The organism is Marinovum sp. E3 (assembly GCF_055755275.1).
In genome coordinates this window covers 677,403-692,012 of record NZ_CM146908.1, presented here as the reverse complement: position 1 = coordinate 692,012, position 14,610 = coordinate 677,403, and the positions used below count along the sequence as shown (strand labels likewise).

The following is a 14,610-nucleotide window of genomic DNA, read 5'->3' as shown; positions in this document are numbered from 1 at the left end:
CACGCGATGCAAGCATGACGTGGCCCGGCCCTGCCGGGAAAAGCGACGAAAGGCACGACAGAACCGCACTGTTATCGCTAAGCTGATTTACAGGATTGGCAAATAGCTGTTATCGCCGCGCCGGGTATAATACTCCGGGCCGAGATAGTTTAACACTAAACCAAACACGCAGAGGGACTTCGAGATGACCGACAGCAAGGCACAGGAAACACTGCGCGAGGCGGCCCTGTTCTATCACGAGTACCCCAAGCCGGGCAAACTCGAGGTGCGGGCCACCAAGCCGCTGGCCAATGGCCGCGATCTGGCGCGGGCCTATTCGCCCGGCGTGGCCGAGGCCTGTGTCGAGATCACCAAGGCCGAGACCAATGCCGCCCGCTACACCGCGCGCGGCAACCTGGTGGCGGTGGTGTCGAATGGCTCGGCCGTTCTCGGGCTGGGCAATATCGGCGCGCTCGCCTCGAAGCCGGTGATGGAGGGCAAGGCGGTGCTCTTCAAGAAATTCGCCGGCATCGATTGTTTCGACATCGAGGTGAACGAGACCGACCCCGAGAAGCTCGCCGATATCGTCTGCGCGCTCGAGCCGACCTTCGGCGCGATCAACCTCGAGGACATCAAGGCGCCGGAGTGCTTCATCGTCGAAAAGCTCTGCCGCGAGCGGATGAACATTCCGGTGTTCCACGACGATCAGCACGGCACTGCCATCGTCGTCGGCGCGGCGGCGACCAATGCGCTGCGCGTGGCGGGCAAAAAATTTGAGGACATCAAGATCGTCTCGACCGGCGGCGGCGCGGCCGGCATCGCCTGTCTCAACATGCTGCTGAAACTGGGGGTGAAACGCGAAAACGTCTGGCTCTGCGACATCAAGGGCGTGGTCTACGAGGGCCGCACCGAAGAGATGACCGACCAGAAGGCGGAATACGCCCAGAAGACCGACAAGCGCACGCTGGACGAGGTGATCGAAGGCGCCGACCTGTTCCTCGGGCTGTCCGGGCCCGGCGTGCTCAAGCCGGAAATGGCGGCAAAAATGGCGGATCGTCCGATCATCTTTGCCCTCGCCAACCCGACGCCGGAAATCATGCCCGACGATGCCCGTGCGGTAAAACCCGGGGCGATCATCGCCACCGGCCGAAGCGATTTTCCCAACCAGGTCAACAACGTCCTCTGCTTCCCCTTTATCTTTCGCGGGGCGCTGGATGTCGGCGCGACCGAGATCAACGACGAGATGAAGATCGCCTGTATCGAAGGTATCGCCGCCCTGGCCCGCGCCACCACCAGCGCCGAGGCGGCGGCGGCCTATCAGGGCGAAGACCTGACCTTCGGTCCCGAATACCTCATCCCCAAGCCCTTCGATCCGCGGCTGTCGGCCGTGGTCTCGAGCGCCGTGGCCAAGGCGGCGATGGAGACCGGCGTCGCCACCCGCCCGATCGAGGACATGCAGGCCTACAAGCACAAGCTGAACGCGTCGGTCTTCAAATCGGCGCTGTTGATGCGGCCGATCTTCCATGCCGCCGCCACCGCCAGCCGCCGCATCGTCTTTGCCGAGGGCGAGGATGAGCGCGTGCTGCGCGCCGCGCAGGCGATCCTCGAAGACACCACGGAAAAGCCGATCCTCATCGGTCGCCCCGAGGTGATCGAACAGCGCTGCGAACGCCACGGTCTGAACATTCGCCCCGGCCGCGAATTCGAGATCGTGAACCCCGAGAATGACCCGCGTTACCGCGACTACTGGGGCACCTATCACCAGATCATGGCGCGGCGCGGCGTCACGCCCGACGTGGCCCGGGCGGTGATGCGCACCAATTCCACCGCCATCGGCGCCGTCATGGTGCACCGAGGCGAGGCCGACAGCCTGATCTGCGGCAGCATCGGCGAGTTTCGCTGGCATCTGAACTATGTCACCCAGGTGCTGGGCAACCAGACCTTTCGTCCGCATGGCGCGCTCAGCATGATGATCCTCGAGGACGGGCCGCTGTTTCTGGCCGACACCCATGTCTGGTCCCTGCCCTCGCCGCAGGAGCTGGCCGAGGTGGCCCTGGGCGCGGCGCGCCATGCCCGCCGCTTCGGGGTGGAGCCGCGTATCGCCTTCTGCTCGCAGTCCCAATTCGGCAATCAGGCCGAGGGCTCGGGCAAGCGCCTGCGCGAGGCGATCGCCATTCTCGACGCGATGGAGACCGATTTCCAGTACGAAGGCGAGATGAATGTCGATGCCGCGCTCGACCCCGACCTGCGCGAGCGGCTGCTGCCCGGCGGCCGTCTGGACGGGGTGGCGAACGTACTGATCTTCGGCCATGCCGATGCGGCTTCCGGTGTGCGCAACATCCTCAAGATGAAGGCCGACGGGCTGGAAGTGGGGCCGATCCTGATGGGCATGGGCAACCGGGCGCATGTGGTGACCCCCGGCATCACCGCCCGCGGGCTGCTCAACATGGCGGCCATCGCCGGCACGCCGGTGGCGCAGTACGGCTGATCCGAATGCCGTGCCGCCCAAGCGGGCGGCACGGACTTCCTTTGTTGAAAATTACTTCTTGACCGTCTTGTCGCCAGTCTTGACCGGCTTTTGCTTCTTGTCGCCCATGGCAACATGACCTTTTCTGAAAAGGCGCAGCCCTGTGCCGCGCCATATCTCCTCTATGCCAGCGAGTCGCCCGGCCCGCGCGACAGGAATCGACATCGGCAGTGTCGAAAATCTGCCAAACTTTGCAAACCGGCATAATGCGCCAAGTTCGCCCGCAAATATCACCGAGTTTGCAACAATTTGCAGGTTCCCGTCGGAGATTCTGCAAACAAATTGCGTTAATCTGACGCTGGTAGCGCCAAGCGGCTTGCCCGATGGGCGGCGGCTCTCGTATCCCGAAGGCAATCGCCGGAGGAGGATACAATGGCATACAAGGATGTTTACGCGCGCTGGCAGGCCGACCCCGAGGCCTTCTGGATGGAGGCCGCGCAGGCCATCGACTGGGACGAGGCGCCGTCACAGGCGCTGTTCGACAGGGGCGACGACCTTTTCGAATGGTATGCCGATGGCAAGGTGAACACCTGCTGGAACGCCGTCGACCGCCATGTTGCCGCCGGACGCGGCGATCAGGTGGCGATCATCCACGACAGCCCGATCACCGGCAGCCAGCAAAAGATCACCTTTGCCGAATTGCAGACCCGTGTTGCGACCCTGGCCGGGGCGTTGCGCGCCAAGGGCGTAGAACAGGGCGACCGCGTGATCATCTATATGCCGATGGTGCCCGAAGCGCTGGAGGCCATGCTGGCCTGCGCCCGGTTGGGGGCGGTGCATTCGGTGGTGTTCGGCGGCTTTGCCGCGAACGAACTGGCGGTCAGGATCGACGACGCCACGCCCAAGGCGATCATCGCCGCCTCCTGCGGCCTCGAACCGGGGCGGGTGGTGAAATACAAGCCGCTGCTCGACGGCGCCATCGATCAGGCCAGCCACAAACCCGACTTCTGCGTGATCCTCCAGCGTGAGCAGGAGATCGCAAGGCTCACCGAAGGCCGCGACCACGATTGGCACGGTTTCCAGATGGGCGTGGCGCCGGCCGATTGCGTGCCGGTCGCGAGCAACCACCCGGCCTATATCCTCTATACTTCGGGCACCACCGGCGCCCCCAAGGGCGTGGTGCGACACACCGGCGGCCATCTGGTGGCGCTGAACTGGACGATGAAGAACATCTATGATGTCGACCCCGGCGATGTGTTCTGGGCCGCCTCGGATGTCGGCTGGGTCGTCGGTCACAGCTATATCTGCTACGGCCCGCTGATCCACGGCAACACCACCATCGTGTTCGAGGGCAAGCCGGTCGGCACCCCCGACGCCGGCACCTTCTGGCGGGTGATATCGGAACACCGGGTCAAGAGCTTCTTCACCGCCCCCACCGCCTTTCGCGCCGTGAAACGCGAGGATCCGCAGGGGGCGCTGATCAAGGAGTATGACCTGTCGTCGCTCAAGACCGTCTACCTTGCCGGCGAGCGTGCCGACCCCGACACCATCCTCTGGGCCCAGGACAAGCTGGGCGTGCCGGTGATCGATCACTGGTGGCAGACCGAAACCGGCTTTGCCATCGCCGCCAACCCGATGGGGATCGAGCCGCTGCCGGTCAAGATCGGGTCACCCTCGGTCGCCATGCCGGGCTATGACGTGCAGATCCTCGACGACGCCGGCCACGAAATGCCGCGCGGCGAACTGGGCGCCATCGCCGTCAAGTTGCCGCTGCCGCCGGGCACGCTGCCGACGCTGTGGAACGCCGAGGACCGCTATCGCAAGAGCTACCTCACCACCTTTCCCGGCTTCTACGAAACCGGCGATGCCGGGATGATCGACGAGGACGGATACCTCTATATCATGGCCCGCACCGATGACGTGATCAATGTCGCGGGGCACCGGCTTTCGACCGGAGGAATGGAAGAGGTGCTGGCCAGCCACCCGGATGTGGCCGAATGCGCGGTGATCGGCGTCAGCGATCCGCTCAAGGGCCAGTTGCCGGTGGGCTTCCTCTGCCTGAACGCGGGCTGCTCCCGGACGCAGGACGAAATCACCGGCGAGGTCGTCAAACTGGTGCGCGACAAGATCGGCCCGGTGGCGGCATTCAAGCTGGCGGTGGTGGTGGATCGCCTGCCCAAGACCCGCTCGGGCAAGATCCTGCGCGCCATCATGGTCAAGATCGCCGACGGCCAGGAATACAAGATGCCGGCCACGATCGACGATCCCGCCATTCTCGACGAGATCAGATCGGCCCTGCAAACCCTTGGCTACGCGAAATAGACACCCGTCCAAAACGCAGAGCAGGCCGCCCGGGGGAACACCGGACGGCCTGGATCACTTCAGGATCCTTCAAACCGCGCCACCTCGGCAGCAGGAACTGCACCCTGTCGGTGCCGGGCCTCAGCAACACGGGTGATCGGCGAAAGGACGAACGTCACTCACTCGTCCGCCCTCCGCACGATCGAACCTCCGCGGAAATGCCACGAAGATAGGGGTGCGCACCCGCCAGACTCGGGAAAAAGGGTTTGGGAACTATGGTGAGACACCGACCCCGACGAACGCTCCCAGAAGATTCACTTTTTATGCACCAAAATCTGTGAGCCAAGTCACAGTTGTGGAAAGTTATTGATTTTCAGACGCTGTTTGCTGTCGCAGCATATGGGTGTAGAATGATTTTGAGGCCCGATCCCTGCGGTTCGGGCAGGTTCCGGTTCAGATTTTATGACGTTGAAGTTTCGCGATATCGCCAGCAGGGAAAGCCTGATTCTCGGCGCCCTTTCGGCCAAGGAGCGTGCGACGCTGCTTGGCCTGTCGAAACCGTGCCACTACCACGGCGGCAAGGTGATCTTTTCCAAGGACAGCCCCGGCGAGACTATGATGCTGATCGAAACCGGCCGGGTCGAGATCAGCCTGACCTCGGCGGCGGGCAACCGTTCGATCGTGGCGCATCTCGGCCCCGGCGATTCCGTCGGCGAGATGGCGGTGCTGCTGGGCGGCGACCGGACGGCGGATGCGGTGGCCACCAATGACGTGACCGGCCGGATGCTGCACCGCACGGTGCTGATGTCCTTTCTCACCCAGCACCCGCGCACCACTCTCGGGCTGATCGCCGATCTCTGCCGCAAGCTTCAGGCCACCACCGCGGCGCTGGCCGACCTTTCGACCGCCGATGGCGGAACCCGGCTGGCCAAGGTGCTGATCGGATTGTTCGACCGCTGGGGGGTGGAAGAGCCGGGCGGCTACCGCCTGACCCCCTCGGTCTCGCAATCCGATCTCGGCGACATGGCGGGGCTGACGCGCGAGACCGTCAACCGGCAGATCCGCACCTGGGAATCCGACGGGCTGCTGCGCCGCGATGGCCGTGAGCTGATCCTGACCGATCCTGACCTGCTGGCCGAGAAAGCCCAGTAGGACAGGCGCCAGCCGCAAAGCCCAACGCGCCCCGGACCCGATCCGGGGCCTCCCCTCCGGCGGCTCACAAGAGGTCCCGGGTCAAGCCCGGGACTGGGTCAGACGAATTGCTCGCGGATCAGCCGCTCTTCCAGCCCGTGCCCGGGATCGAACAGGATGCGGTGGGCAATCGACGGGTCGGACCGGATCTCGACCTTGACCACATCCTGCACCGCGCGGGCATCGGCCTCGGCCATCACCGGGCGCTTGGCCGGATCGAGCACTTCGAAACAGACCTCGGCCGTCTTGGGCAGCAGCGCGCCACGCCAGCGCCGCGGACGAAAGGCCGCCATGGCGGTAAGCGCCAGCACATCTGCGCCGATCGGCAGAATCGGGCCATGTGCGGAAAAATTGTAGGCGGTCGATCCGGCCGGCGTCGCCAGCAAGGCCCCGTCGCAGACAAGTTCCGGCATCCGCACCCGGCCATCGACCGAGATCCGCAACCGTGCCGCCTGCGGCCCGGCCCTGAGCAGCGAGACCTCGTTGATCGCCAGCGCGTGATGCAGCGTGCCGGTGAGACAGGTGGCCTGCATCCTCAGCGGATTGATCACCTCTTCCTCGGCCGCGCTCAGCCGTTCGATCAGGCCCTGTTCGCCGTATTCGTTCATCAGAAAACCGACGGTGCCGCGATTCATGCCATAGACCGGCGCCGGGTTGGCCTCGGTCCGGTGCAGGGTCTGAAGCATGAAGCCGTCGCCGCCCAGCGCCACGATCACATCGGCACCCTGTTCGGCGTGGTCGCCATAGCGCGCGCTGAGCGCCGCCTTGGCCGATTGGGCAATCGGCGCATTCGAGGCGCAAAAGGCGATTCTGAGCGTCATGTCGGGTTTCCTTGCCGGCCGCGTCGTTTCCGAAACAACCACAAGTTCTCCGGCAAGGCCAGCGGTGCCGCACGCGCCGGGACATGCGTCGCTTTCCCGGCTTTTCGTCGCGTCCGCTTTGCATTAGGAAACGCGCCAAGACATTGCTTGCCCAAGGAGCCAGCCCATGGATGCGTCTGTCAAGGACCAAGGATTCTTCACCCAACCTCTCGCCGAGCGCGACCCCGAGCTGTTCGGCGCGATCACCGGCGAGCTGGGCCGCCAGCGTGACGAGATCGAGCTGATCGCCAGCGAGAACATCGTCTCCCGCGCGGTGATGGAGGCGCAGGGCTCTGTCCTGACCAACAAATACGCCGAAGGTTACCCGGGCCGGCGCTACTACGGCGGCTGCGACTGGGTCGACGTGGCCGAGAACCTCGCCATCGACCGCGCCAAGGAGCTGTTCGGCTGCGAATACGTCAACGTCCAGCCCAACTCCGGAAGCCAGGCCAACCAGGGTGTGTTCCAGGCGCTGATCCAGCCCGGCGACACCATCCTCGGCATGTCGCTCGACGCCGGCGGCCATCTGACCCACGGCGCCCGCCCCAATCAGTCGGGCAAATGGTTCAATGCGGTGCAATACGGTGTCCGCAAGCAGGACAACATGCTCGATTACGATCAGGTCGAGGCGCTGGCCAAGGAGCACCAGCCCAAGCTGATCATCGCCGGTGGCTCGGCCATCCCGCGCCAGATCGACTTCAAGCGCATGCGCGAAATCGCCGATATGGTGGGCGCACTGCTGCATGTGGACATGGCGCATTTCGCCGGTCTGGTGGCGGCCGGCGAACACCCCTCGCCCTTCCCGCATGCGCATGTGGCCACCACCACCACGCACAAGACCCTGCGCGGCCCGCGCGGCGGCATGATCCTCACCAATGACGAGGCCATCGCCAAGAAGGTCAATTCGGCCATCTTCCCGGGCATCCAGGGCGGCCCGCTGATGCATGTCATCGCCGGCAAGGCCGTGGCCTTCGGCGAGGCGCTCAAGCCCGAGTTCAAGACCTATGCCAAACAGGTGATCAAGAACGCCCAGGCGCTGTCGGATCAGCTGATCAAGGGCGGACTGGACACCGTGACCCATGGCACCGACACCCATGTGGTGCTGGTCGATCTGCGGCCCAAGAACGTCAAGGGCAACGCCACCGAAAAGGCCCTGGGCCGGGCGCATATCACCTGCAACAAGAACGGCGTGCCGTTCGACCCGGAAAAGCCCACGGTGACCTCGGGCATCCGCCTCGGCTCGCCCGCCGGCACCACCCGCGGCTTCGGCGAGGACGAGTTCCGCCAGATCGCCGACTGGATCATCGAAGTGGTCGACGGGCTGGCCGCCAATGGCGAAGACGGCAATGCCGAGATCGAAGCCAAGGTAAAAGCGGAAGTCGAAGCGCTCTGCAAACGCTTCCCGATCTACCCCGAGCTCTGATCGTTCAGCCCGCCAGAGATGACAAAGGCCCGGATTTTCCGGGCCTTTTCTGTATTTGCACCAGCGATACCGACGGAACGGCCGTGGTCACCCGTATCACCGGAGACAGCCGCCGCAGAAGGACCGCCGATGAAACGTCCCTATTACATCCCGCCGATCCTGACTGCCGCACTCATCGCTCTGGGCATGCTGGCCAGTGCCACCGGCAGCCCCCAGGGCACAGGCGCCCGCGACGCTCCGGCGGCCTGTGCCATGCCGGTCGAGGCCGATCGGGCAAATTGCACCCGCTGAGCCCGCTCATATCAGGCCACGCCAGCGCAGCACCGCCAGCAGGAGCCCACCGACAATCAGAAGCTTGAGAACGATCCCCCCGGCCAGATGCAGCCGCGCCGTGGTGCGGCGTTCGTCGGGATCGATGCTGCCGAGATAGCGCGTCAGCCGCGCCTCGGCCTTGTCGAGCGCCGCCTCGTCGATCTGACGCGCCAGCTTGGGGTGTGCCGCCAGCCGCCCGGCCTCGACAAACCGGGACGCGTCGCGCCGGGCCCAGCGCGGCAACAGCCGTCCGGCCCGCCGCAGCCGCTGCTCCAGCGTCACCCCGCCAACCAGCAGCCGTGTGCCGATCTGCTCGGCCAGTTGCGCATTGCGGCGCTCCATCTCTTTTGCGTCGATCACCCGGGCCACCTCCGGCCCCCTGCATAAGACCCTGCCTCGCGGCCGGCAACTTCTTCTCTTTGCAAATACGCATTTCCCGGTTTTCCCCCGGGCGCCGGCAGGCTAATTCTGCCCCATGTTGAACCAAATCCACCACGGCGCCCCCGGTGGCACGCCACTGATCATCGTCCACGGCCTCTATGGCTCGGCGCGCAACTGGGGCGTGATCGGAAAACGCCTGTCGGAAAACCGCCACGTCATCGCCGTCGATCAGCGCAATCACGGCGACAGCCCCTGGCACGACAGCCATTCCTATCCCGACATGGCCGCCGATCTGGCCGCGGTGATCGACGCCAATGGCGGGCGCGCCGATGTGGTCGGCCATTCCATGGGCGGCAAAGCGGCGATGGTGCTGGCGCTGGCGCATCCCGAAAAGGTGGCCAGGCTGGTGGTCGCCGATATCGCCCCGGTGGGGTACAGCCACGATCAGACGCAATATATCGACGCCATGCAATCGGTCGATCTCGGTGCCGTCACCAAGCGCGCCGATGCCTCCGAACAACTCGCCCGACAGGTCGAGGACAAGGTGCTGCAAAGCTTCTTTACCCAGTCGCTCGACATCGCGGCCAAGCGCTGGAAGCTCAACCTCGAGGTGCTCAAGCGCGAGATGGACAAGATCGTCGGCTTCCCCGAGGTCTCGGGCCGGTTCGAGGGCCCCACCCTGTTCCTGTCCGGAGCGCTCTCGGATTATGTCCTGCCCGAGCATCGGCCCGTGATCCGCGCGCATTTCCCCAAGGCGAGATTTGCCAGACTGGCGCAGGCCGGCCACTGGCTGCACGCGGAAAAACCGCGCGAATTCGAGGCCTCGCTGCGGGCCTTCCTCGACGCCTGACCCCGACCGCCGCAGTTTCGGATTTCCCAAATCCGCGCGTACTGCCAGTGCAACGCCCCGCCGGTGTCACGCCGCAAGCAGCCGAAGCTGATCCTTCAGCCAGGGCAATTGCACCAGCGCAGGCGCGATCACCAGCTCGCTCACCAGCCGGCGCATGGTGGCGGCGATGTCGCGCGGCACCTGGTCGGTCCAGTCAGGGCTGGCAAACAGGGAGATGGTCCGCGAAAACGGCGCGAAGGGCAGCGGGTGGGCCTCGATCTCGCCATGGATGCGCACCGCCCGCATATATCCCAGCGGCGTCGTCAGCGCCCAGCCCATGCCCCGCGCCACCAGCGTCATCAATGCAAGATGCGAGCCGATCTCGAACCGCCCGGGGCAATCGAGCCGGAGCCGTGTCAACTGCGCCTCGATCTGCCGCCCGATCATCTGGTCGCGGTCATACCGCAGCAGCGGCAATTGCTCCATCGCCGCCTCGGCCCCGCCGCTGAAGCCGCGTGGCGTGACCAGAATGAAGGGATCGCAGACAAGCGGATATTCGGCGACATGGTCGACCACTTCGCCGGTCGAAGCCGCCACCGCCACATGCAGTCGCTTGTCGCGCAGGGCGGCGCTGATTTCATGGCTGGGCGCCGAGATCAGTTTGAAGCGGCAGCGCGACATGCTCTCGCCGAGGATCGTCGCCAGTCGCGGCGTCAGGTCGGTGTCGAAATCGTCGATCATGCCCAGATTGAGCGTCGACAGATGCGCCAGATCCATCACCGTCAGCTCGCTCTGCGCCAGCCTGAGCTGGCCCAGCACCGTCTCGGTCCGGGCCAGGAAAGACCGCCCGGCCGGCGTCAGCTGCATCGGCCTTCGGGCGTGATCGACGAGCGCGGTGCCCAGCGCGGCTTCGAGGTTCTTCATCTGCTGGCTGACGGCGGGCTGGCTCAGCCCGGTGGTGCGCGCCGCCTGGGCCACCGATCCGCTGTGCGCAAGCGCCTCGAAGACCTCGAGCCCGCGCAATGTCACCCCCTTGGCCAGCATCGGCCGCCCTCCACACAGTTTTGCCTTTTGTGAAGGTATCTCCCGCTTTGTTCAACCTGTGGGCCAGGCTGGCCGTGCCAGCGCAGGGCCAAAGCCACGTCCCGCCCGGTTCACGTCGGGACGGCGCCGCGCCTCAGTAGCCGCGACAGCTGGATTCGGCCTGGGTACCGAACGCCTTGTAGCGCAGCCAGAAGGCCTCGTCGCTGGCGCGGTCGGACTGGCGGATTTCCTGTGCCCGGTGCGGGTCGCGAAAGAATTTGGCGGCCATCCGCTGGTCGCGGCGCGACAGGGCCACATCGGCCACCGCCTGGATACAGCCGCACAGGCTCGAATTCGCCGCCTTGCGCCCGGATGTCAGACACGCACGGCTGATCGGCCCGGCGGAGGCAAGGCTTGCAAAGACCGGAGTCAAAATAGCCGCAATGGCCAGGGTATAGATCACCTGTTTCATCAACTGCCCTCTCATGGCGCGGCGCGAATTGGCTCGGGTGCGCCGCCTTTGTTTTCGGGCAGTGTGCGCCATTTTGGCGAAAAATTCAATTCACGGCAGCGTCACTCCCGGCGCTTTCCGGCGGGAATGGCAAGCCGGCGCCGAAGATCGGCAAGCAGCGCCTCGCGCGGCAGCCCCTCGTCGATGGCCAGGCGACGCAGGCCGAAATGCACATGCGCCATTTCCTGGTAATAGCTGGTATAGGCGAAATTCGTCGCCGCGCCGGCCACCGCCCCCACCACCGGCACCGCCTGCGCCGCCAGTTTCTGGCCCAGAACCGTGGCCAGCCGCGGTGCCACGCGGGCAATGACGCCATGCACCGTTGCCCCGGTCAAGGTGACCCGCGCCGAAAGAAAGGCCATGTTGGCGCCGTCGTCATGTTCGAGCGGGCCGGCGGCGGCAAAGACTTGCAGGCATTCGGCGCGAATTTCGGGATCGTCCGGGTCAAACCCATGTTCGGCGGCAATGCCCTGGATGGCGCGCAGCAGCACCGTGGTGGTCACCGGCAATTCTGCCAGCGCCGAGGGCAGCCCGCCAAAGCCCCCCGCCGCGCCCATCGCCGTGGTCGCCGCGCGATTGAGCCAGCCCGGCGCATCGCCCACTCGCGTCCGGCTTTGCCCGGCCGCCTCGAGCGCGATGCCGAGGGCGCGTTCCGTTGCGGATTCAAGCCGGTGCTTGACGCCGTCGGGCAGCCGTTCAAGCAGGTTCTCGGCCTGGGTGCCGACAAGGTTGAGCACCTGAAGCCCGACGCCCCCGGCCTTGCGATAGCGCAGCGCCAGGGCATCGAGCCGCAACGCGGCCGTCGGCGAGATCAGATCTGTTCCGGTTGTATGCTCTGCGGTCATGGCGGCCCCCGATGTTACAGCTATTTACATTGGGCCTGCGGGGCGGAAGTCAAGCCTCGTGGCCCGGCGTGTCACCCCAACGGGTGACTTCGCCGCGGATGCCCTGCCAGGCGCCTTCGGTCAGATCGTGGCCCAGCACCCGCTCGGGATTGGTCGGCGGCGGCATCTCGACGCCGGTCAGCTTGTCAAAGCCGAAGCGCGCATAATACGGTGCATCGCCCACCAGCATCACCCGGTGCCAGCCCAGTTCGGCCGCCCGCGCCAGCGAATCACGCATCAACGCGGCGCCGAGCCCCTCGCCCTGCCGCGTCGGGTGCACCGCGATCGGCCCGAGCAGCAGCGCCGGGTGCGCCCCGACCCGGACCGGCCAATAACGGATCGCGCCACCGATGGTGCCGGTTTCGTCCTCGGCCACGGTCGAGAGCGCGGCCACCGGCGGCACATCCTCGCGCAGCCGGTACGAGCTGAGCGCGGTGCGGCCTGGCGCGAAACAGAGATCAAAGAGCGCCTCGACCGCCCAGAGGTCGGCCGGAGTTTCTTTGCGCAGCTGGATCAAAGGCGACCGTCCTCGGCTGGTTGTGGTGGAAAGCCGGTTAACATGCGGTTAGGTCAAGGGTAAAGCCAAAGGATTTCCGCATGTTCTATCGCCCCGAGGATGGCCACGGGCTGCCGCACAACCCGTTCAGCGCAATTGTCAGCCCGCGCCCGATCGGCTGGATTTCCAGCCGCGGCGCGGACGGCCAGGACAATCTGGCGCCCTATTCGTTTTTCAACGCCGTCGCCTATACGCCGCCGCAGGTAATGTTTTGCTCGACCTCGGCCAAGGAAGATCGCGGCGATACCAAGGACAGCGTCGGCAATATCCGCGAAACCGGGGTGTTCTGCGTCAATATCGTGGCCTCGGCCCAGCGCGACGTGATGAACGTGAGCTCGGGCCCCTGGCCGCGCGAGGTGGATGAATTCGGCAAGGCCGGCATCGCGCGCGACGCCTGCCACGAGATCGCCTGCGCCCGGGTGGCCGACAGCCCGGCGGCGCTGGAATGCCGGATGACGCAGATCATCGAGCTGGCGGGCCGGTCGAATTTCATGGTGCTGGGCGAAGTCGTCGGCGTGCATATCCGCGACGATTGCCTCGATGACGGCCGCGTCGACGTGACCCGCTATGCGCCGCTGAGCCGGCTGGGCTATCGCGATTACGCGGTGGTGCGCGAGGTGTTTTCGCTCAAGCGGCCGGGCGAATAGGCGCGCCCTCGGACCCCCGCGCGCCCCGGACCCCGATCCGGGGCCCCTGGCCAGAAGCGAAGAAGTCCCGGAGCCGGTCCGGGACGGGTCAGCCGGCGGGATGCGAGATTTCGCCGCCGCCGACCAGCGCGCGCACGCCGGTGGTTCCCGGGGCCGAGGTCGGCAGACCGCGGGCCACCCGCACCGCGAGATAGGCAAAGGCCTGCGCTTCCAGCATGTCGCCATCGAGGCCCACCGCCTCGACCGGCGCCACCGGGCAGTCGAGCGACACCCCCAGCATCTGCATCATCACCGGGTTGTGGCGCCCGCCACCGGTGACATAAAGCGCTGCGGGCGGCGCCGGGCAATGCTCCATTCCCCGCATCACCGCGCTTGCCGCCATGGCACACATCGTGGCCGCCGCATCGGCGTCCCCAAGCTCGCGCACCAGATCGAGCATCAGCGAGAAATCGTTCCGGTCCAAGGATTTGGGCGGCATCTTGAGGAAATACCCCTCGTCGAGGAACAGCTCCAGCGCGCCCTCCACCACCTCGCCCCGCAACGACAGCACGCCATCGGCGTCATAGGGCAGCCCGCGCCGTTCCTGCATCAGGTCGTTGAGCGGCGCATTGGCAGGGCCGGTGTCAAAGGCCAGAAGCGCGCCGGCCGCCTCGGGGCCTGGGTGACGCGGATCGACCCAGGTCAGGTTGCCGACACCGCCGAGGTTGAGGAACGCCACGGGCTGGTCTGCCCCGATCCAGCGAGCGCAGGCAAAGTGAAAGAACGGCGCCAGCGGCGCCCCCTGCCCGCCCAGCCGCACGTCGGACGAGCGGAAATCCCAGACCACCGGCAGCCCCAGGGCGGCGGCCAGCGCCGCGCCATCGCCCAGCTGATGGGTGCCGCGCCCGCCCGGGTCATGCGCCAGGGTCTGGCCGTGAAAGCCGGCGATATCGACACCGTCAAAACCGGCCATCGCCTCGGCGTGGGCCCGTTGCACCACCGCCAGCGCCGCGCCCAGATCCTCGCCCGGCCAGCGCCCCAGCGCCGCCCGCAGCACCGCGCGTTCGCTGTCGGAATAGGCGCGGTAGCGATGTGCGCCGAAACCTTCGATCGTCACCCCGTCGGTGCGGATCAGCGCCGCATCGACCCCGTCGAGCGACGTTCCCGACATCGCGCCCAGCGCATTGACCATGCCTGCCTGCAACATGCTCTTTTCCTCGTGGCCTGTGGCCTTTATAGCCTTGCCCCGACCATATCGGAGAGACCT

15 protein-coding genes are annotated in these 14,610 nt (G+C 65.9%); 7 read left to right on the top strand and 8 right to left on the bottom strand.

The window, feature by feature from the left end:
- Window positions 1–184: 184 nt before the first annotated feature.
- Window positions 185–2,467, top strand: coding sequence for an NADP-dependent malic enzyme (locus AC0J5K_RS03405; RefSeq protein ID WP_048529964.1), 2,283 nt, complete (start codon window positions 185–187; stop codon window positions 2,465–2,467).
- A 51-nt stretch (window positions 2,468–2,518) separates the two neighbouring features.
- Here the strand turns inward: AC0J5K_RS03405 and AC0J5K_RS03400 are convergent, their stop codons facing one another.
- Window positions 2,519–2,671, bottom strand: coding sequence for a hypothetical protein (locus AC0J5K_RS03400; protein WP_158499008.1), 153 nt, complete (start codon window positions 2,669–2,671; stop codon window positions 2,519–2,521).
- A 207-nt stretch (window positions 2,672–2,878) separates the two neighbouring features.
- On the opposite strand from AC0J5K_RS03400, the gene prpE reads away from it, so the two are divergent.
- Window positions 2,879–4,768, top strand: coding sequence for a propionate-CoA ligase PrpE (gene prpE / locus AC0J5K_RS03395; protein ID WP_274565642.1), 1,890 nt, complete (start codon window positions 2,879–2,881; stop codon window positions 4,766–4,768).
- Between the two features lie 441 nt (window positions 4,769–5,209).
- Window positions 5,210–5,899: a Crp/Fnr family transcriptional regulator gene (locus AC0J5K_RS03390; protein ID WP_048529960.1), complete on the top strand. Its 690-nt coding sequence runs from the start codon at window positions 5,210–5,212 to the stop codon at window positions 5,897–5,899.
- Between the two features lie 98 nt (window positions 5,900–5,997).
- Here AC0J5K_RS03390 and AC0J5K_RS03385 read toward each other — a convergent pair whose 3' ends face one another.
- The gene (locus tag AC0J5K_RS03385; protein WP_048529957.1) at window positions 5,998–6,759 is read right to left on the bottom strand and encodes an NAD kinase; all 762 of its coding nucleotides are present in this window, start codon (window positions 6,757–6,759) and stop codon (window positions 5,998–6,000) included.
- Window positions 6,760–6,925: 166 nt separating this feature from the next.
- On the opposite strand from AC0J5K_RS03385, the gene glyA reads away from it, so the two are divergent.
- Together glyA and AC0J5K_RS03375 are read left to right on the top strand one after the other, a co-directional pair.
- Window positions 6,926–8,221: a serine hydroxymethyltransferase gene (gene glyA, locus AC0J5K_RS03380; RefSeq protein WP_074834404.1), complete on the top strand. Its 1,296-nt coding sequence runs from the start codon at window positions 6,926–6,928 to the stop codon at window positions 8,219–8,221.
- A gap of 129 nt (window positions 8,222–8,350) precedes the next feature.
- A complete protein-coding gene (locus AC0J5K_RS03375; protein ID WP_170850487.1) occupies window positions 8,351–8,512 on the top strand; it encodes a hypothetical protein in 162 nt (53 codons plus the stop codon).
- A 6-nt stretch (window positions 8,513–8,518) separates the two neighbouring features.
- Here the strand turns inward: AC0J5K_RS03375 and AC0J5K_RS03370 are convergent, their stop codons facing one another.
- Window positions 8,519–8,893 (bottom strand): hypothetical protein, encoded by a 375-nt coding sequence (locus tag AC0J5K_RS03370; protein ID WP_074834843.1) that lies wholly within the window; start codon window positions 8,891–8,893, stop codon window positions 8,519–8,521.
- 115 nt (window positions 8,894–9,008) lie between these two features.
- On the opposite strand from AC0J5K_RS03370, the gene AC0J5K_RS03365 reads away from it, so the two are divergent.
- Window positions 9,009–9,764: an alpha/beta fold hydrolase gene (locus tag AC0J5K_RS03365; protein ID WP_048529953.1), complete on the top strand. Its 756-nt coding sequence runs from the start codon at window positions 9,009–9,011 to the stop codon at window positions 9,762–9,764.
- A gap of 66 nt (window positions 9,765–9,830) precedes the next feature.
- Here AC0J5K_RS03365 and AC0J5K_RS03360 read toward each other — a convergent pair whose 3' ends face one another.
- From AC0J5K_RS03360 to AC0J5K_RS03345, 4 genes are all read right to left on the bottom strand, one after another.
- Window positions 9,831–10,787: a LysR family transcriptional regulator gene (locus AC0J5K_RS03360; protein WP_274565643.1), complete on the bottom strand. Its 957-nt coding sequence runs from the start codon at window positions 10,785–10,787 to the stop codon at window positions 9,831–9,833.
- Between the two features lie 133 nt (window positions 10,788–10,920).
- Window positions 10,921–11,238: a hypothetical protein gene (locus tag AC0J5K_RS03355; protein WP_048529949.1), complete on the bottom strand. Its 318-nt coding sequence runs from the start codon at window positions 11,236–11,238 to the stop codon at window positions 10,921–10,923.
- Between the two features lie 101 nt (window positions 11,239–11,339).
- The gene (locus AC0J5K_RS03350) at window positions 11,340–12,122 is read right to left on the bottom strand and encodes an EcsC family protein (RefSeq protein WP_074834400.1); all 783 of its coding nucleotides are present in this window, start codon (window positions 12,120–12,122) and stop codon (window positions 11,340–11,342) included.
- A 49-nt stretch (window positions 12,123–12,171) separates the two neighbouring features.
- Window positions 12,172–12,678 carry a GNAT family N-acetyltransferase gene (locus AC0J5K_RS03345; protein WP_274565644.1) on the bottom strand — a complete coding sequence of 169 codons (507 nt, stop codon included), beginning with the start codon at window positions 12,676–12,678 and terminating at the stop codon, window positions 12,172–12,174.
- Between the two features lie 80 nt (window positions 12,679–12,758).
- On the opposite strand from AC0J5K_RS03345, the gene AC0J5K_RS03340 reads away from it, so the two are divergent.
- Complete coding sequence (locus AC0J5K_RS03340; protein WP_074834397.1) at window positions 12,759–13,364, top strand: flavin reductase family protein; 606 nt, start codon at window positions 12,759–12,761, stop codon at window positions 13,362–13,364.
- Between the two features lie 88 nt (window positions 13,365–13,452).
- Here AC0J5K_RS03340 and AC0J5K_RS03335 read toward each other — a convergent pair whose 3' ends face one another.
- Window positions 13,453–14,550: an anhydro-N-acetylmuramic acid kinase gene (locus AC0J5K_RS03335; protein WP_274565645.1), complete on the bottom strand. Its 1,098-nt coding sequence runs from the start codon at window positions 14,548–14,550 to the stop codon at window positions 13,453–13,455.
- Window positions 14,551–14,610: the final 60 nt, after the last annotated feature.